The 18,048-nt window shown below is 63.8% G+C and carries 16 protein-coding genes and 1 pseudogene; 4 read left to right on the top strand and 13 right to left on the bottom strand.

Annotated elements, in window-relative coordinates; all coding sequences use genetic code 11:
• Positions 1 to 113: 113 nt before the first annotated feature.
• Positions 114 to 1,460, top strand: coding sequence for an FAD-binding oxidoreductase (locus tag EOA23_RS03600; RefSeq protein WP_127302899.1), 1,347 nt, complete (start codon positions 114 to 116; stop codon positions 1,458 to 1,460).
• 539 nt (positions 1,461 to 1,999) lie between these two features.
• Here EOA23_RS03600 and EOA23_RS03595 read toward each other — a convergent pair.
• The 9 genes and pseudogenes from EOA23_RS03595 to EOA23_RS03555 form a co-directional block, all read right to left on the bottom strand.
• On the bottom strand, positions 2,000 to 3,487 hold the full coding sequence (locus EOA23_RS03595; RefSeq protein WP_127302898.1) for a S8 family serine peptidase: 1,488 nt from the start codon (positions 3,485 to 3,487) through the stop codon (positions 2,000 to 2,002).
• Positions 3,477 to 4,142, bottom strand: coding sequence for an anti-sigma factor (locus EOA23_RS03590; RefSeq protein WP_127302897.1), 666 nt, complete (start codon positions 4,140 to 4,142; stop codon positions 3,477 to 3,479). Before EOA23_RS03590 ends, EOA23_RS03595 begins: the two co-directional genes overlap by 11 nt.
• Positions 4,139 to 4,705 carry a sigma-70 family RNA polymerase sigma factor gene (locus EOA23_RS03585; protein ID WP_127302896.1) on the bottom strand — a complete coding sequence of 189 codons (567 nt, stop codon included), beginning with the start codon at positions 4,703 to 4,705 and terminating at the stop codon, positions 4,139 to 4,141. Before EOA23_RS03585 ends, EOA23_RS03590 begins: the two co-directional genes overlap by 4 nt.
• Positions 4,706 to 4,985: 280 nt before the next feature.
• Positions 4,986 to 5,825: an alkaline phosphatase family protein gene (locus EOA23_RS03580; protein ID WP_127302895.1), complete on the bottom strand. Its 840-nt coding sequence runs from the start codon at positions 5,823 to 5,825 to the stop codon at positions 4,986 to 4,988.
• Between the two features lie 100 nt (positions 5,826 to 5,925).
• Positions 5,926 to 7,581, bottom strand: a complete 1,656-nt coding sequence (locus tag EOA23_RS03575) for an ABC transporter ATP-binding protein (protein ID WP_127302894.1) — start codon at positions 7,579 to 7,581, stop codon at positions 5,926 to 5,928.
• The gene (locus tag EOA23_RS03570) at positions 7,581 to 8,402 is read right to left on the bottom strand and encodes an ABC transporter permease (protein ID WP_126079911.1); all 822 of its coding nucleotides are present in this window, start codon (positions 8,400 to 8,402) and stop codon (positions 7,581 to 7,583) included. The genes EOA23_RS03575 and EOA23_RS03570 overlap by 1 nt, the downstream gene beginning before the upstream one ends.
• 75 nt (positions 8,403 to 8,477) lie before the next feature.
• Entirely contained in the window at positions 8,478 to 9,437 is a 960-nt protein-coding gene (locus EOA23_RS03565; protein WP_042645241.1) for an ABC transporter permease, read from the bottom strand.
• A 97-nt stretch (positions 9,438 to 9,534) separates the two neighbouring features.
• Complete coding sequence (locus tag EOA23_RS03560) at positions 9,535 to 11,124, bottom strand: ABC transporter substrate-binding protein (protein ID WP_127302893.1); 1,590 nt, start codon at positions 11,122 to 11,124, stop codon at positions 9,535 to 9,537.
• Positions 11,125 to 11,272: 148 nt separating this feature from the next.
• Positions 11,273 to 13,258, bottom strand: a pseudogene (locus tag EOA23_RS03555) (CocE/NonD family hydrolase).
• A 185-nt stretch (positions 13,259 to 13,443) separates the two neighbouring features.
• On the opposite strand from EOA23_RS03555, the gene EOA23_RS03550 reads away from it, so the two are divergent.
• Entirely contained in the window at positions 13,444 to 13,698 is a 255-nt protein-coding gene (locus tag EOA23_RS03550; protein ID WP_127302892.1) for a BrnT family toxin, read from the top strand.
• Complete coding sequence (locus EOA23_RS03545; RefSeq protein WP_127302891.1) at positions 13,685 to 13,990, top strand: BrnA antitoxin family protein; 306 nt, start codon at positions 13,685 to 13,687, stop codon at positions 13,988 to 13,990. Before EOA23_RS03550 ends, EOA23_RS03545 begins: the two co-directional genes overlap by 14 nt.
• Positions 13,991 to 14,000: 10 nt before the next feature.
• Here the strand turns inward: EOA23_RS03545 and EOA23_RS03540 are convergent, their stop codons facing one another.
• The 4 genes from EOA23_RS03540 to puuE form a co-directional block, all read right to left on the bottom strand.
• On the bottom strand, positions 14,001 to 14,594 hold the full coding sequence (locus EOA23_RS03540; protein ID WP_127302890.1) for a nucleoside deaminase: 594 nt from the start codon (positions 14,592 to 14,594) through the stop codon (positions 14,001 to 14,003).
• Positions 14,595 to 14,605: 11 nt separating this feature from the next.
• Positions 14,606 to 15,097, bottom strand: a complete 492-nt coding sequence (locus tag EOA23_RS03535; RefSeq protein ID WP_127302889.1) for an ureidoglycolate lyase — start codon at positions 15,095 to 15,097, stop codon at positions 14,606 to 14,608.
• Entirely contained in the window at positions 15,094 to 15,984 is an 891-nt protein-coding gene (locus EOA23_RS03530) for a bifunctional allantoicase/(S)-ureidoglycine aminohydrolase (protein WP_127302888.1), read from the bottom strand. Before EOA23_RS03530 ends, EOA23_RS03535 begins: the two co-directional genes overlap by 4 nt.
• 93 nt (positions 15,985 to 16,077) lie before the next feature.
• Positions 16,078 to 17,502 carry an allantoinase PuuE gene (puuE, locus tag EOA23_RS03525; protein WP_127302887.1) on the bottom strand — a complete coding sequence of 475 codons (1,425 nt, stop codon included), beginning with the start codon at positions 17,500 to 17,502 and terminating at the stop codon, positions 16,078 to 16,080.
• A 169-nt stretch (positions 17,503 to 17,671) separates the two neighbouring features.
• On the opposite strand from puuE, the gene uraH reads away from it, so the two are divergent.
• Positions 17,672 to 18,046 carry a hydroxyisourate hydrolase gene (gene uraH, locus EOA23_RS03520; RefSeq protein ID WP_126063147.1) on the top strand — a complete coding sequence of 125 codons (375 nt, stop codon included), beginning with the start codon at positions 17,672 to 17,674 and terminating at the stop codon, positions 18,044 to 18,046.
• Positions 18,047 to 18,048 lie beyond the last annotated feature (2 nt).

The following is an 18,048-nucleotide window of genomic DNA, read 5'->3' as shown; positions in this document are numbered from 1 at the left end:
CTTTCGGGCTGTCTTTACCTCGTGGGACAACGATCCGCCTTCGCCTGCTCCTGATCTTGGACGGCGACAACCGGTAAGCCTGGACCGTCAACCGATCCTTCAGGGTGCGCCATTTGCCCACATTCCCGTTCACCGAAGCGGACCCAATCCAGTACCCTGGTCCTCAGCCGAAGACTTCGGAGGTGGTGATTGTCGGTGGCGGCATCATCGGCGTGACGACTGCGCTTTTCTTGGCGGCTCGCAACATTCCGGTGACGCTGCTGGAAAAGGGCCGCGTCGCCGCCGAACAATCCTCGCGAAATTGGGGCTGGATCAGAAAGCAGGGACGAGACGCGGACGAACTGCCGATCGTCATCGAGGCTATCCGCCTGTGGCGGCAACTGGCCGAGGAAAGTGGCGAGGACATCGGGCTCACCCAGACAGGCGTGACCTATCTGGCCAACACCGACAAGGACATGGCCGGCTTCGAAGCGTTCTTGAAGATCGCCGCGATCCATGGGCTCGACACGCGGCTGCTTGATGCGGACGAAACCGCGAAGCTAATCACCGGCATGTCGCGCAGGTTCAAGGGCGCGATGACGACGCCCTCCGACATGCGCGCGGAGCCCTGGCTGGCGGTGCCTGCGCTGGCCAGGCTTGCCGCGCGAAAAGGTGCCCGGATCGTCGAGAACTGCGCGGCGCGCACTCTCGACATCGTGGCCGGCAGGATCAAGGGCGTGTGGACCGAGACGGGATATGTCGAGACCTCCACCGTATTGGTCGCGGGCGGCGCCTGGTCGTCCCTGTTCCTGGCGCGGCACGGCGTGTCCATCCCCCAGCTCAGCGTCCGCGTCACCGTGGCCGCGACGGAGCCCTTGCCCGAAATCTATGCGGGCGCGGCCGCTGACGACCACATCGCCTTCAGGCGCAGGCAGGATGGCGGATACACGCTCGCTGGCGGCGGCAGCCACTTGCTCTACCTGGGCCCCGACGCGTTCCGGCATGCCACCAAATATATTCCCGCCCTCAGGAACGATCCGTTCGGGGCGCGCTATTTCCCGTTCGCGCCGTCAGGCTACCCGGACGGCTGGTCGACGCCGCGCGATTGGGCGCCGGATGAAGAGAGTCCCTTCGAGAGAATGCGGGTGCTCAACCCGGCCCCCGAACCGGCCCGGCTGCGCGCGATCGAACGCAATTTCAAACAGCTTTTTCCCCAGCTCGAAAAAGCGCGCTTGAAGGTCGGCTGGGGCGGCATGATCGACGCCATGCCCGACGTCGTCCCCGTTGTGGATCGGGTCCAGGCGATCAGCGGTCTTTTCGTCGCGACCGGAATGAGCGGCCACGGCTTCGGCATCGGTCCCGGCATGGGCCGCGTCGTCTCCGACATGATCCAGGGAAACGACACCGGCCACGACCTCAGCCGCTTCCGGCTGCCGCGCTTCTACGATGGAAGCCCGGTTAGGTTAGGGCCGGCGCTTTGAATTGGTCGTGCGAAATCCAGCCTGGAGTTTCTCTTTAGTCGGCCTGGCTCTGCTGCTTCGCGTCCCGCCGGTCTTCGACAAATCACCGACAGGGCTAACCGTTCGGCAAGGGAGTGCGAGTAAGCAGGGTTGTGAGTATTGTATTATTGGCGCTCGTCGTCGTTAGACGGCATAATCACAGAGCCGTTCTCGTGAAAAGAGCTGCTCCCAATGAGAGTTCAAGGCATGAGTAAGCAAGCGCTTCTGACAGCTTTTTTCATCTTGCTGGCCATCTTGCTGGTTTGTGGAATAACTAGAATATATATATCCACAAAGCTGCTCAAGAAATATGGCGGTTTGGGCAGATACGCCGCGCGAGCGTGGATTTCAGCTATATCCTTGATCTCAAGGATCAGAATGTTCCCATTGGCTTTAAAAATGAATGGAAAAAGAAAGTGATCCCACTATCGTGGATCACGTTGTGTAGTTTTTTTCTGATGGGGGCTATCGGGTTCTGTCTAAGGTATGGCTACCATTCATAAGATAAGAACAGGTAGCCACTACTTCGCTGCTTCCGCTGCCTTCGTATCGATCAACCCATAGCCGAAATCATTGTCCCGCCCCTTGGGCCCGAGATCCTTGGCCGTGGCGGCAAGTGCCTTCTCGATGTCGTCGGCCGAGCGTTCCGGCGCGGCGTGGATCAGGTTGGCGATGGCGCCGGACACGATGGCGGCAGCGAAGGATGTGCCGGTCACCACGTCCGAGCCCGCGCCGCTCGGCGCCACCATCTCGACGCCCGGCGCCGAGATGAAGACATAGGCGCCGCGATTGGCCTGCGGCATCAGCCCGTCCTTGGCGTCGGTCGCGGTCACGGCGATCACGCCGTCGAAGGCGGCCGGATAGCCATAGGGCGCCTTCGGGCCGTTGTTGCCGGCGGCCGCCACCAGCACCATGCCCAGCGCCCGCGCATTGCGGCAGGCGGTGCCGAGCAGGTCGTTCTTCGGGCCGACGAAGCTCATATTGATGATGCGCACATTCTGCTCTGCCGCCCAGTCGAGCGCCGATAGGATTACGTCCATCGTCGACTTGCCGCCTTCGAAGGCGCGCGCGTGATAGATTTTCGCGCCCGGCGCCATGCCTTCCAGCGGACCGACGCCGGCAATCAGCCCGTCGACGGAGGTGCCGTGGTCGCGCTTCTCGATCGGCACATTGGGCATGGCGTCATATTGGTCGGCAACGACGCCGGCGAGCGCCGGGTTGGTGTCGTCGATGCCGGTGTCGATGACGGCGATGCGCACATTCTCGCCGCTCGCCTGTTTCGAATCGAGCGCGATGCGGTCGAAGGCATAGTTCACGATGCCGGCCGCCTGTTGCAGCGTGTAGATATGGTTCGGCTCGCGCCGCTGCGTGCGGCCGTCGGCGGCAAGCTGCGCCAGCACCACGCCGACGGGACGCCCATCGGTGATGCCGAAACGCACCAGCGTCGAGCCGAGCAGCCGCGACTGGCGTTGCGAGCGCACCTGCAGTCCGAAGGAACTGGCGATCTGCTGCACCACACCGGCATCGCCGTCGAGCGTCACCAGCACCTCATCGGGCACGAATTCGCCGGCGATCGCGCGCGGCGGCTCGGCCAGGTTAAGGCCTTGCGGCACCGTGACCGGCCCGCTCGGCGCCGGTGCGGGTGGCGGCGTGTTGCCGGAACCGTTCGATGACGATGTGCCGTTGGGGGGCGCTGGCATCTGCGGGGCAGCGCCCGCCGGTGGGTTCGGAAAGAGATCGACGATCAGCGCCGGCAGGAACACCGCGCCGCCCGCAGTGCCTGGCGTTCCTTCGCCATTCTTGGCGCCGCCGTCGCAGCCTCCGCCCGCTGCCGTCGTGCGATTCAGGCAGTCGACCTGCTTTTGCGTCAGGTTCGGATCATTGGTCTGCGCAAACGCAGGCGCGGCGACAAACGCCGCCGCCGCAAGGAGCGCCGCACGAAGAATGATCCTTGGTCCCGACGCAATTCGGGACGGGCGCACTTTTCCTGGAATTGCGTTAGCCGCCATCGGCCGGTTTCCTTCCCTGGATCACAGTATCCGCGAAAGGCTGGGCGGCAACAAGGCCGACGAGCCTGTCGTAATCGGCCGCCGTGCTGACTGGGATCGTCAGGTGGAATACGCCGTCGGCGGTCGGGCCGCCGGCGATCTTCAGTCCGTTCTGGCCGAGGAAGGCGGCGATATCGGCCATCTTGGCATCCGGCTTGAACTTGACCAGGGCGAAAGGCAGCTTCGCCAGATCGTCCTCGGCGCCGGCCACCTCGAAGTCGTTGCCCTTGCCGCCCGGCCGTTCGAAGGACTGCACGATGACAAGCGCCAGCAGCGCAGCGGCCGCCGCCCAGGCGACGCCGGCCGGTATCGCCGTCACCCGGCCAAAAACTTTCGCCAGCCAGGATTGGCCGGGCGCGCGCACGGGGCCGGCCTCGGCGTCGAGCGCCCTGGTAAAACGGCTTAGTGCATCGGCCGGCGGGCGGATCGCCTCGTTGGCGGCGGCGGTGCCGGAGAATTCGGCTTCCGCTTCGCCAAGCGCGGCCATCGCCGCCGGATCAGTGGCCAGCCATTCTTCGACGGCCTCCAACTCGGCGCCTTCCAGCGAGCCGTTCAGGTAGAACGGCAGCAGCGTCTCCATCTCGTCGCGGCGCGACATCTTTTCAGCGGCGCTCATGGCCACCCCCTGTCGTAACCGGCGGCCTTGAGGGCTTCGCCGAGTTTCTTGCGGGCGTAGAACATCCTGGTCTTGACGGTCGCGACCGGAATGCCGAGCACCTCGGCGATCTCGGTCACTGACTGGCCATGGTAATAGGCAAGGTCGATCACCGTGCGATGTTCTTCGGCCAGGGCATCGACGAAACGGCGCAAGGCGGCGGCCTTGTCTTCCTTCATGGTGACGACTTCCGGCGTGTCGGCGCTGTCGGGGACCTGCGCCGCGTCATCATCGTCGATCCAGTCTTCCTTCTTCTTGCGCAGCGAAGACAGCGCCTTGAAGCGGGCGATGCCGAGCAGCCAGGTCGAGACTTCAGAGCGGCCCTCAAAGCCGGGCGCCTGCTTCCACAGCTCCAGAAAAACCTCGTTTGCGATATCGTCGGCCATCATTTCCGATCCCGTCTGGCGCGCCACGAAGCGGTAGATCCGCGCGTGGTGACGCATGAACAGGAGCCGAACGGCGGCCCGGTCGCCCTTCGCGACCCGGTCTACAAGCGCGCGATCGGTTTCCGTCGCCGCATTCATGGCCGGTCGAGCCGCCTGGCTCCTCGAAGCTCTGTCGCTGATCGGTCCAAAAAGGTTCACCCTCCGCCGGGGAATTTTCGGAGGCTAACCGAAGAAACGGAGCGTTGCCAGTAGGGGCGCTTTTCCTTCCCCCCTTGTGGGGGAAGGTGGCCTCGAAGCGGCCGGATGAGGGGTGCTCCAGGGAAAGCCAGCGTCTCACTCCGCTGGAACACCCCTCATCCGTCTCGGCGCTGCGCGCCGATCCACCTTCTCCCGCAAGGGGAGAAGGGAAGGCCCGCGCTTATCCCAAAAACACCTTCGCCTTCATCGTCTCCGGTATCGCCACGCCAAGCCGGCTCAGCACTGTCGGCGCGAGCTGCAGCTGGTCGAGCAGCGTATCGGCCTCGGGGCCTTTCGCGGGCCCGAAATAATAGAGCGCGAAATCCTGCATCTCGTCGTCATGGCCGCCATGGTGGCCGCGGTCGGTCTGGCCGTGGTCGGCCGTCACGATCACTTCATAGCCGGCTTCGCGCCATTGCGGCAGGAAGGCGGCGAGCATGCCGTCCATGGCGTAGCAGGCATGGTCCATCTCGATGCAGTCATGGCCGAAGCGATGTCCCATCGAATCCAGCGTGCAGGTGTGCAGGATGCCGTAGTCGATGCCGTGGCGCTTCGCCAGCATGGTCAGCGTCGCGAACAGGTCGACGTCGCTCGGCGTCATCTGGTTCTTGAGATTGTAGCCGGTCATGGTGTGGAAGCGGCCATGCGTGATCGGTCCGCCTGGGTCGTCGAACTCCATGTCCTCGACAAGGTCGAACGGATACGAGCGGAAGAATTCCGACCAATAGGAATGGGTCACCGCTCCCGTCTTGCCGCCGGCCTTGCTGACCTCCGAGAAGATGTCGGGCTGCGTGACGCGAAAGCGGTTCTCGTTGGAAAGGATGCCATGCACCTGCGGCGTGACGCCGGTGTGGATCGAGGCGTAGCAGCAGGCCGAGGTCGAGGGCAGCACCGAGCGCATCTTCCACACCTGCGCGTCGCCCGACTGCACCCAGCCCTCGAGATTGCCCATCAGCCGGCGCCAGTTCCGGTAGGGCGCGCCGTCGAGGATGATGAGCAGCAGTTTGGATTTCAGCGCCACGATAGCTCCATACGGACTGGCTGTTGAGGTAGAGGCGCCGTGCGACCATCGGGCAGCACGGCGCTTCAGAACTATCAGATTGGCGACGACAGGGCCGGGCCTAATTTCCGGCGCTCTCCATGCGCCGGCCCTTGATCGCCTTCTCCAGCCAGCCGATCTCCATCTCCGGCACGGAGGAGAGCAGCAGGTCCGTATAGGCATCGAAAGGCGGCGTCAGCACCTTGCTCTTGGAGCCGTAACGCACCACCTCGCCGCGATACATGACTGCGATCGAATCGGCGATCGACTTCACCGTCGCCAGGTCATGGGTGATGAAGAGATACGCGACCTTTTCGTGCTGCTGCAGGTTGAGCAGCAGTTTCAGAATGCCGTTGGCGACCAGCGGGTCGAGCGCCGATGTCACCTCGTCGCAGATGATCAGCTTCGGCTTGGCGGCGAGCGAGCGCGCGATGCAGACACGCTGCTTCTGGCCGCCGGAAAGCTCGGCCGGATAGCGGTCGACGAAACCCTTGCCCATCTCGATCTCGTCGAGCAGCTCGGCGACGCGCTTGTCGCGCTCGCGCCCGTTCATGCCGAAATAGAACTCCAGCGGCCGGCCGATGATGGTGCCCACCGTCTGGCGCGGGTTCATCGCCACGTCGGCCATCTGGTAGATCATCTGCAGCTGCCGCAGGTCCTCCTTCGGCCGGTCGGCCAGCCTGTTGGCCAGCGGCCTGCCGTCGAAGGTGACGGTGCCCTCCTCGGGCGGCAGAAGGCCGGTGATGGCGCGCGCCAGCGTCGACTTGCCGGAACCGCTCTCGCCGACCACCGCCAGCGTCTGTCCCGGATAAATGTCGACCGAGACGTTCTTCAGCACCTTGACATGGCCGCCGCCATAGGCAGCGGTGACATTCTTCACCGACAGGAAGGGCGTTGTGCCGGGCGGCTGTTCCTTGTGCTCGATCTCATGCACCGAGACCAGCGCGTTGGTGTATTCCTGGCGGGGCTCCTTGATGATCTGCCGCGTGCCGCCCCACTCCACCAGCCGGCCATGCCGCAGCACCATGATCTCGTCCGAGACCTGGGCGACGACGGCAAGGTCATGCGTGATGTAGAGAGCCGCCACATGCGTGTCGCGGATGGCGTCCTTGATCGCCGCCAGCACGTCTATCTGCGTCGTCACGTCGAGCGCCGTGGTCGGCTCGTCGAAGACGATGAGGTCCGGCTCCGAGCAGAGCGCCATCGCCGTCATCACTCGCTGCAGCTGGCCGCCGGACACCTGGTGCGGGTAGCGCTCGCCGATCGTCTCGGGATTGGGCAGGCTGAGTTTCTTGAACAGGGCGACGGCGCGCTTCTCGGCCTCCGCCCGGGTAGCGGTGCCATGCAGGAGGGCCGCCTCGACCACCTGGTCGATCAGCTTGTGAGCCGGATTGAAGGCGGCCGCCGCCGACTGGGCGACATAGCACACCTCGCGCCCGCGCAGCGCCCGCACGCCCTTGGGACCGGCTTTCAGGATGTCGCGGCCGTTGAGGATCACTTCGCCGCCGGTGATGCGCACGCCGCCGCGGCCATAGGCCATGGACGACAGGCCGATGGTCGATTTGCCGGCCCCGGATTCGCCGATCAGGCCGAGCACCTTGCCCTTTTCCAAGGTCAGCGAGACGTCGTGGACCAGCGTTATCGTCTTCGGCGCTTCGCCCGGCGGGTAGACGGTCGCCTCGATGCGCAGATTGCGGATATCGAGGAGCTTGCCTGAATTTGCCTTGGTGTCGGCCATCAGCCGCGCCCTCCCTTCAGGCTCGTCGTGCGGTTGAGCACCCAGTCGGCGACGAGGTTGACCGAGATCGCCAGCACCGCGATCGCGGCCGCCGGGATCAGCGCCGCCGGAATGCCGAAGACGATGCCGTCCTTGTTTTCCTTGACCATGCCGCCCCAGTCCGAATCCGGCGGCTGCACGCCGAGACCGAGGAAGGACAGCGCCGACAGGAAGAGCACCGCGAAGATGAAGCGCACGCCGAGCTCCGCCACCAGCGGCGACAGCGCATTGGGCAGGATCTCGCGGAAGATGATCCAGGCCTTGCCTTCGCCGCGCAGCTTCGCCGCCTCGACATAGTCCATGACGTTTATGTCGACGGCGACGGCGCGCGACAGGCGGTAGACGCGGGTGGAATCGAGGATGCCCATGACCAGGATCAGCGTCAGCGTGTTGGTCGGCAGCACCGACAGCACGACGAGGCCGAAGATCAGTGTCGGGATCGACATCAGAAGGTCGACGAAGCGCGACAGCAGCGTGTCGAACCAGCCGCCGAAGACCGCCGCCGTGAAGCCGAGGATCGAGCCCAGCGAGAAGGACAGCGCCGTCGCCGCTACAGCGATCTCCATGGTGATGCGCGCGCCATAGATCATGCGCGAGATGAGGTCGCGGCCGAGATTGTCGGTGCCCAGCCAATGCGCCGCCGACATCGGCTCCCACACGTCGCCGACGATCTCGCCATTACCGTGCGGCGCGACCCAGGGCGCGAAGATGGCGCAGAACGCAAAGAAGCCGGTCAGGATCAGTCCGATCCAGGCGGTGAACGGAATTTGTCGTAGCGCCATTCGCTTCAGTTCCCCCTCTGGTCGTCCTGCATCCGGCCCGTCATTTCGGATGCTCTCGTCACTTCGGATGCCCAATCATTTCGGATGTCTAAGCCGCGGATTGGCCACGATGGCGGCGATATCCGCGACGATGTTGAGCGTGATGTAGACCGCGGCGAAGATCAGGCCGACCGCCTGCACCACCGGCACGTCGCGCTTGGCGACATGGTCGACCAGATACTGTCCCATGCCCGGATAGACGAAGATCACCTCCACCACGACGACGCCGACGATGAGATAGGCGAGATTGAGCATGACGACGTTGACGACCGGCGCGATCGCGTTCGGGAAGGCATGCTTGCGGATGATGTCGAAGGGTTTCAGCCCCTTAAGCTCGGCCGTCTCGATATAGGCCGACTGCATGACATTGAGGATCGCCGCGCGCGTCATGCGCATCATATGGGCGAGCACCACCAGGGTCAGCGCCGTGGCCGGCAGCACCACGGCCTGAAGCCTTTCGAGGAACGGCGTGGAGTCGTCGACCGTCGAGATGCTCGGGAATATCTGCCAGTGCACCGCAAACACGAAGATCAGCACATAGCCGATGAAGAATTCCGGGAACGATGTCGAGGCGAGCGCCAGGCCAGAGATCAGCTTGTCGACGAAACCGTTGCGATAGCGCACTGCGATGAGGCCGAGGATGACCGCCAGCGGCACCGCGACGATCGCCGCGCAGGCGGCCAGGAAAAGCGTGTTCTTCAGCCGGGTGCCGATCGAGCTCGCAATATCGAGCCCGCTCGACTGCGCCGTGCCGAAATCGCCATGCAGGATGCCCCACAGCCAGTGCACGTAGCGCAGCCAGGCCGGGTCGTTGAGCCCGAGCTGTTCGCGCAGGTTCGCCAGCGCCTCCGGCGTTGCCGACTGGCCGAGGATCGCCTGGGCGACGTCGCCCGGCAGGATCTGCGTGCCGGCGAAGATCAGCACCGAAACGGCGAACAGAAGAACCAGGCCCAGCAAGATACGCTGAGCGACCAATCTCAGGATCGGAGACGACATCGGCTACCTGCAATGGTGAAGAAGGGACGGTGCCCGCCTTTCAGGCAGGCCATGAAAGCAGGAAGGGCCGGCTCGCGCCGGCCCTTCCTATCCTTCGTCAAGCCTGCAGCCAGCACTCGATCAGCGCGTGGCCGTTGCTGAGTTCCTGCGCCGGGTTGTCGACCCAGCCTTCGACGCCCTTGCCGGTCGCGTCAACGAACTGGTTGAAGAACGGCACGATCAGGCCGCCTTCGTCGCGCATGATCTCGCCCATGTCGCGATAGATCTTCTTGCGCTTGGCTTCGTCGAGCTCACCGCGCGCCGCAAGCACCATCTTGTCGAAGTCGGGCCGCTTGAAGCGCGTGTCGTTCCAGTCGGCGGTCGAGAGATAGGCGGTCGAATACATCTGGTCCTGCGTCGGACGCCCGCCCCAGTAGGAGAGCGAGAAGGGCTGCTTGTTCCAGACTTCCGTCCAGTAGCCGTCGCCCGGCTCGCGCTTGATCTCGATCTTGATGCCGGCCTTGGCGCAGCTCTGCTGGTAAAGCTGGGCGGCGTCAACGGCGCCGGGGAAGGCGACGTCGGAGGTGCGCAGCAGGATCGAGCCGCTGTGGCCCGACTTCTTGTAGAGCGCGGCGGCTTTTTCCGGATCGAACTTGCGCTGCTCGAAATCGCCTGCGAACAGCGGATAGGCCTTGTTGACCGGCATGTCGTTGCCGACCTCGCCGTAGCCGCGCAGGATCTTGGTCAACATCTCCTCGCGGTCCATGGCAAGCTTCAGCGCCATGCGAAGGTCGTTGTTGTCGAAGGGCGCGGTGTCGCAGAACATGTTGAACGGATAGAAGCCGCGGCCCGAGGCGGCGCGGATGGTGACGCCGGGCAGCCGCTTGACCAGGTCGACGATCTTCGGCTCGACGCGGTTGATCATGTTGACTTGGCCGCCCTGCAGCGCCGCCATGCGGGCCGTCGGGTCGTTGACGACGATGATCTCGACCTGGTCGGCATGGCCGTATTTGTCGGCCTGCCAGTAATTGGCGAAGCGTTCGCCGCCATGCTTCACGCCGGGTTGGTTGACGGTGACCTTGTACGGGCCGGTGCCGATGCCGGCATCCGGCTTATCGTTGCCGCCATTCGGCTGGATGATCAGGTGATAATCCGCCATCAGGTAGGGCAGGTCGGCGTTTGGGTCCTTCAGCGTGACCACGACATTGCCGCCATCGGCCTTGATGGTGTCGATGCTCTTCAGGACGCCCAGCGCGCCCGACTTGGATTTTTCGTCGCTGTGGCGCTTCAGCGTCGCCACCACGTCGTCGGGCGTCACTTCCTTGCCGTTGTGGAACTGGACGCCCTTGCGGATCTTCATCGTCCAGGTCTTGGCGTCCTTCGAGCTGCCGATCTCCTCGGCGATGAGATATTCGACGCCGCCGCCCGGCGCGAGCTCGACCAGCGTTTCGCCCCAGCACTTGCCGAAGGCGAACGGAACCTGGCTGAGGAAAGTCGCGGGATCGAGGCTGTTGGTGGATTCACCGCCCTGCAGGCCGGCCTTCAGCGTGCCGCCCTTGACCGGGCCGGCAGCGCGCACGGCGCTGGAGAGCAGCGAGTTGGCGAAAGTGGCGGTGACGCCGAGCGCGGCGGCGCGACCGAGAAAGTCGCGACGGCTAAGTTTTCCGGCCGCGACTCGCCGGCTGAGATAGTCGAGTTCGTTGGACATTATGGTTCCTCACTCTGGGTATGCGACCTTATGGTCGTTTCTTGCTGTTGGAGGAGATAATGACCGTAAGGGAAAGCGGCAGGCAAGGCCGAATGCGACATGCGGTGGCGTAAATCGCACGTCGCGTTTGGACCAATCTTGCCTCGGCTCAAACCAGGGAGCGGGGAATCGTTTGCTCGAAATCGCGTTCGAAGACCAGCTTTTCGCCCTCATAGGCTTCGATTCTGGCGCTGACGATGAAGTTCTGGGCGTCCGATCGCATGTCGGCAAAGGTTTCGGTCCGTACCGACCATTCATCGCGCGACAATGTCTGCGTCCAATGCGTGGCTCCGGTGGCCGCCAGCGGATCGTCGGGATGGATCGCCCATGTCTCGCGCACGATGCTGCCATTGACCAATCCGTGGTCGAGATCGCGCACCTCGCCGAAATCGTCGGTGATGGAAAGCGTGACCAGGCCGGTCTTCTCGTCGCGGTCGATATGGCGTTCGGAATTCGCCGGCCGGATGCTCTCGGTCGCCCAGGGTGTCGCGCCTTCCGGCTCAGGGAACGAAACCTCATCACCTTTCGCCGGCGGACGCACCGGCAGTTTCAGCGTTGCCTGCCCCAGGTCAAGCCGCACCGGCTCCGGCGAGGGCCAGATCATCGGCCAGTAGGCGGTCGAAACGGCGACGCGCAATTTGTGGCCGGCCGGCACCCGGTAGGCGCATTGGTCGAGCACGACGCGCGCTGAAACCGTCTCGCCGGGAACCAGGGCCTGCGGGAACTCATGCGAGTCGCGGTGGGTCAGATTGAGCACGCCGTAGGAGATAAGCTCCGAGGCGCCGTCCGGGTGCACGTCGCAGAGACGCACCGCGATGTTGGCCTGCGGCCGATCGGAGGCAACTCGGACCGCGAGCTCCGGCGCGCCGACGATGTCGATCGCCTCACCGAGCTCGGGCTGGTCGAAACAGACCGACAGCGCGTCGTCGGGGCGTTGGTCGCCGGGCAATTCCGGCCCGAAGGTGAAGGGAAAATACTCGCCGCCGGCGAGGCCGCAGGTCTGCGGCGAAGCGACGATCAAGGGCTTGGTGCCTGCCGAAATGAGCTCGATCGCTTCAATCTTGATGTTTGAGGACGGCCATTCCTGCTCCGCGATCCAACGGCCCGGCCGCTCGGGATGCCAGCGCGCCGGCCGCACGCTGTCCATGACATAGGCGCGATAAGCCGGATCGGCCTCAACGCCGGTTTCCGCGCCCTTCAACCAGCGGTCCCACCAGCGCAGCGCTTCCTGCAGGAAGCCGATTGCCGGATTGGGCCCGGCGTAGTGCGGGTATTTGTGGATCCACGGGCCGACGATGCCCTTGACCGGCGACTGGATGCCGGTGACGAGATTGGAGATCGTGTTGCGGTAGCCGTCATGCCAGCCGCCGATTGACAGCACCGCCGCTTTGACCGCGGAAAAATCCTCGCAGATCGAGCCGCGCTTCCAATAGGCGTCGCGGTGCTGGTGGCCGAGCCAGAGCGGCTAAAGGAAGGGCTGATTCTCCAGCCGGCTCAGCCACAAATCGCGCCAACGGTTGCCACCGACGATCGCCGGATCCGGCGGCCGCGACGAGTAGGACAGCATCGTCGAGGCCCAGCCGAAATTTTCCAAGAGCAGGCAACCGCCCTTGTAATGGATGTCGTCGGCATAGCGGTCGACGGTCGAGCACAGGCTGATCACCGCCTTCAGCGCCGGCGGCTGTTTCGCTGCCACCTGCAGGCAGTTGAAACCGCCCCAGGAGATGCCCATCATGCCGATATTGCCGTTGCACCAGGGCTGCGCCGCCGCCCAGGCGATAACGTCGCAGGCGTCCTGCAGTTCCTGCTCGGAATATTCATCGTCCATCAGCCCTTCGGAATCGCCATTGCCGCGCATGTCGACGCGGATCGAGGCATAACCGTGCCCGGCGAAATAGGGATGGGTGAGCTGGTCGCGAAAAATGGTGCCGTCGCGCTTGCGGTAGGGCAGATGCTCGAGGATCGCCGGCACGGGATTGTCGGCCGCATCCTCGGGCATCCAGATGCGCGCCGACAGCCGGCAGCCATCTGGCATGACGATGCCCATATCGGGAAATTCAACGACTTTGCGGGGGAATTCTGTGACGGTTTTCATGGGGCGCATAACGCTCCGTGGCACGGCAACATTCAATCGCCATTCGCGACTGGAGCATCAAAAAATGCGACTTGGGCCGTTAGTGAACGCACCCCCGACTATCCGGCTTCTTGTTGCGTCCTCCAGGTAATTTATGTATTACGTTTATTCACGTGGTCCGACGCAGACACAGTGGATGATCTCGCCTGAAAATCGTTTGGGATGAGCCAAAACGGGTGACGAACCTCGAAAACCGAGGTCTTGATTTCGCCGATCTCGATATCGAGTTCTTTGCCACGTCAATCGTCCTCCCGGCCAAGGCCGGCCGGTTGAAGGCGATTGGAGAATTTGGAGAGATCATTCTCGCCGTGATCTTCAAGCCGCTTGGTTCCGAAGCGATCTCGGTGATCTCGATGCGTCATGCCAGCCGAAAGGAAAGGTCCGTGTATGAGCAACACTAAGTCACGGCGGCTTACCGACGCCGAGGAAGCCGAAATTCAAAGACAGATTGCCGCTGATCCCGAGGATGGGGAGGCGACTGACGAACAGCTGGCGCAAGCCAAGCCTTTCGCGGAAGCGCTCCCGGAGCTTTTCGAGAGTATAAGGCGTTCCCGCGGCCGGCCGGCCCTGGAGAAACCAAAGCAAGTCATATCGATCCGCCTGGACCAGGATGTCGTCCGAAAATTCAAGGCGACCGGCAAAGGCTGGCAGGCAAGGATAAATGAAGTGCTGAAAAACGCGAAGGTAAGATAGGCAATCCGCGTCAGTTCAAGGGAATGTCGTTCTCTGCCTTGTTCGCCTGATAGGCGTCGGACAGCTCGTCATAGCGCTCCGAAATCCTGCCGATGCGCACCTCCAGCCGCTCACGTTCGGCCTCCGGCAGTGCCCGCACCAGTCGGCGGATTGAAAAACTCTTCCAGTAGGCGTTCTCGGCATTGTAGCCGCCGGGGCCCAGGGTGAAGACCTCCTTCAGGATTTTCAGGTCATGCGGAATGGCGAAGCTGTCGCGCGAATCCTCGTGGCTGAAGAGATAGTAGAAATTGTCGAAGCCGGTCCAGGTGATCGCTGACAGGCAGAGCGAGCAAGGTTCGTGCGTGGCGACGAACAGCGCATCCCTGGTGTCGACGCGCTCTGCCTTTGGCATCTCGTAGAAGCGCTTCAGGCAATGCACCTCGCCGTGCCAGAGCGGGTTTTCCATCTCGTTGTTGGTCTCGGCCAGCACCAGCGAGCGGTCGTCCTTCCGCAGAATCGCGGCGCCGAACAGTTTGTTGCCATGGGCGACCCCCTCAGCGGTCTTCGGCACGATGTCGTGCTCGATCACGTCGAGCAGGCGGTCGATCAGCGAAACGTCGGTCATGGGAAAGGCTTTCAGGAAAGGTGGATCTCGTAAGGGTGCGAGAAGTGAAATTCCTCGAGATTGGACCCGTCGCCGGCGCGGTCGACGATGACAAAATCCTGTTCCTCGCCGATCGGCGTCAGCACGCCGTGCCACAGGTTGCGGCGGTAGTTGATGCCTTGTCCGGGATCGGCGAGGAAGGCGTGCGGCTCACCCGGGCCGTCCTTGGTGTCATGGCAGACGACCACCAGAAAGGGCCGCGGCGACAGCGGGATGAAGGCCTGGCTGCCGAGCGGATGGCGTTCGACCATGGTGAGCTTCAGCGGCATCTCGTAGGGCGTGCCGCGCACCATCGAGATCAGCACCCGCGCGTTCGGGCCGGCCGCTTCCGCCGTGGCCAGGTCGTGATAGCGCATCGCCTTGCCGCCGTTGATCGGGTAGCGGTTGTCGCCGCCCATGTCGATGACGTCGCCGAACGGCGCAAAGTTCTCGCGGGTCAGCGGCTTGGCGACGATGCGGCTCACCGCGCCTTGCCTCCAAGATAGCCGCCCCCAAGGTAACCGCCCCCAAGGTAACCGCCAAGCTTGGCGTGTCGGTTGACGTCCTTGTAGAGCAGATAGCGGAAATTGCCGGGGCCGCCGGCATAGCAGGCCTGCGGGCAGAAGGCGCGCAGCCACATGAAGTCGCCGGCCTCGACCTCGACCCAGTCCTGGTTCAGCCGGTAGACCGCTTTGCCCTCCAGCACATAGAGCCCGTGCTCCATGACATGGGTTTCGGCGAACGGGATGACCGCGCCGGGCTTCAGCGTGACGATGGTGACATGCATGTCGTGGCGCATATCGGCCGGATCGACGAAGCGGGTCGTTGCCCAGCGCCCTTCCGTGCCCGGCATCGGGCTCGGCGCGACGTCCTGGTCGCTCGAGAAGAAGGCTTCCGGCACGTCCAACCCGTCGACCGCCTCATAGGCCTTGCGGATCCAGTGGAAGCGGGCGGCGGCGCCGCTCTCGTTTTGCACCGTCCAGCCACTCGCCGGCGGCAGGAAGGCAAAGCCGCCGGGGGCAAGCAGGTGTTTTTTGCCGGCAAGCGAAACGGTGATCTCGCCTTCGACGACGAACAGCACGCCCTCGGCGGCGGCGTCGAGTTCCGGCCGCTCGCTGCCGCCGCCCGGCAGGACCTCGACGATGTACTGCGAGAAAGTCTCGGCGAAGCCCGAAAGCGGCCTTGCGATGATCCAGGCCCTGGTCTTGTCCCAGAACGGCAGAGGGCTGGTGACGATGTCCTGCATCACGCCTTTGGGAATGACCGCATAGGCCTCGGTGAAGACGGCGCGGCCGGTCAAAAGCTCGTTCTGACCGGGATGGCCGCCCTGCGGCGCGTAATAGGTTCGCTCGGCAGTCTTGATCATATCCATGGGGTCCTGACCCTCAGAGCAATTCCAGTGTGAAGGGGCTGGGTTCGGCGACTTCGCCGCAGCCTTCCGTCCGGAATTGCGTAAAAACAAACATCAGAGCGGGAGCATGTCTTTCAGGCGAAGCAACGCGATGCGTTCGACCTGCTTGCAGGCGGTTTCCAACTCGGTGCCGCGGCTGTTGCCGATCCGCGCCTCGAACTCCGCCAGGATTTCGTCCTTGGTCTTGCCCTTGACAGCGATGATGAAAGGAAAGCCGAAGGTGGTGACATAGGCGGCGTTGAGTTTCGAGAACAGCTCGCGCTCCTTGTCGGTCAGCGCGTCGAGCCCGGCGGAGGCCTGCTCCCTAGCCGATTCCGGCGTCAGCCGCTTGGCCGCCGCCAGCTTGCCGGCAAGGTCCGGATGGGCGTTGAGCACCGAAAGCCGCTCGGCTTCGCTCGCCGCGCGGAAGACCCGGCAGAGCGCGTTGTGCAGACCGCCCGCGCTGTCATGCGCGGGCCCAAGCTCCAGTTCGTAGGCGCGCTCGGCAATCCAGGGCGAATGCTCGAACACGCCGCCAAAGGCGTGCACGAATTCCTCGAACTCCATCCTGGACGGCCGCAGCGCCGGCGCCTGGTAGGGATGCGTCTCGCGCCAGTGCTTGGCGATGTCGATGCGCCGGGTCAGCCAGACCTTGTCATGCGACTTCACATAGTCGACGAAGCGCTTCAGCGCCGCCACCCGACCGGGGCGGCCGACCAACCGGCAGTGCAGGCCGATATTCATCATGCGCGGGCGGCCCGCCTTGCCCTCGGCATAGAGCGTGTCGAAACTATCCTTCAGATAGGCGAAGAACTGGTCGCCGGAGTTGAAGCCCTGCGGCGTCGCGAAGCGCATGTCGTTGGCGTCGAGCGTGTAGGGGATGATGAGCTGCGGCGTCTCCAGCCCATCGCGGTCGAACCAGTATGGCAGCTCGTCGTCATAGGTGTCGGAGACATAGTCGAAGCCGCCTTCCTCTGCGACGAGCCGCACCGTGTTCACCGAGGTGCGCCCGGTATACCAGCCGGTCGGCCGCGCGCCGGTCACCTCGTAATGCAGGCGGATCGCCTCATCGAGGTCGCGCTTCTCATCCTCGGCCGCATGGTCGCGATAGTCGATCCATTTCAGGCCGTGCGAGGCGATTTCCCAGCCGGCCTCCTGCATGGCGACGACCTGATCGGGCGAGCGTGCGAGCGCGGTGGCGACGCCGTAGCAGGTCACCGGCACCTGCGCTTCGGTGAACAGCCGGTAGAGCCGCCAGAAGCCGGCGCGGGCGCCGTATTCATAGATCGACTCCATGTTCCAGTGGCGCTGGCCGACCCACGGCGCTGCGCCGACGATCTCGGACAGGAAGGCTTCCGAGGCCTTGTCGCCGTGCAGCACGCAGTTCTCGCCGCCTTCCTCGTAGTTGACGACGAACTGCACCGCGACATGCGCGCCGCCAGGCCATTTCGGGTCCGGCGGATTGGCCCCGTAACCGCGCATGTCCCTATCGTAACGCATTGTCGCTCCTGCCCGATGGTTGCGATGAAGATATCGAAAGGAGTGCGCATGCATTCCCCCGAAAATTTTTGAAAGTGCTTTTTGCCGCACTCCGCTCGACCAGGGCTTATGCATCGCCTTTAATTGGCGCACAATTGATCTGAGATTGTACCGAGACGGGAGGCCGCCAGTGGCAGAAACGTCGAAAGCCGATGGCGGGCGCCTGACCACCCATGTGCTGGACACAGCGACCGGACGGCCGGCAAAGGGCCTGTCGATCGAGCTTTTCCGCATCGAGGGCCAGAGCCGCACCCTTCTCAAGACCGTCACCACCAATGATGACGGCCGCTGCGACGGGCCGCTGCTCGCCGGCGCCGAGTTCCGCACCGGCGAATATGAGCTGGTCTTCGCCGCCGGCGACTATCTGCGTGGCCAAGGCATCAGCTTGCCTGAGCCTGCTTTCCTCGACATCGTGCCGATCCGCTTCGGCATGGCGGAAGAGCGGCACTATCACGTCCCGCTCTTGATTTCGCCCTATGGCTACTCGACCTATCGGGGGAGCTGAGA

The sequence above is a fragment of the Mesorhizobium sp. M2A.F.Ca.ET.042.01.1.1 genome, assembly GCF_003997405.1.
Lineage (GTDB): Bacteria > Pseudomonadota > Alphaproteobacteria > Rhizobiales > Rhizobiaceae > Mesorhizobium.
The sequence above is the reverse complement of the archived record's forward strand: the minus strand, read 5'-3'. Positions and strand labels throughout refer to the sequence as shown.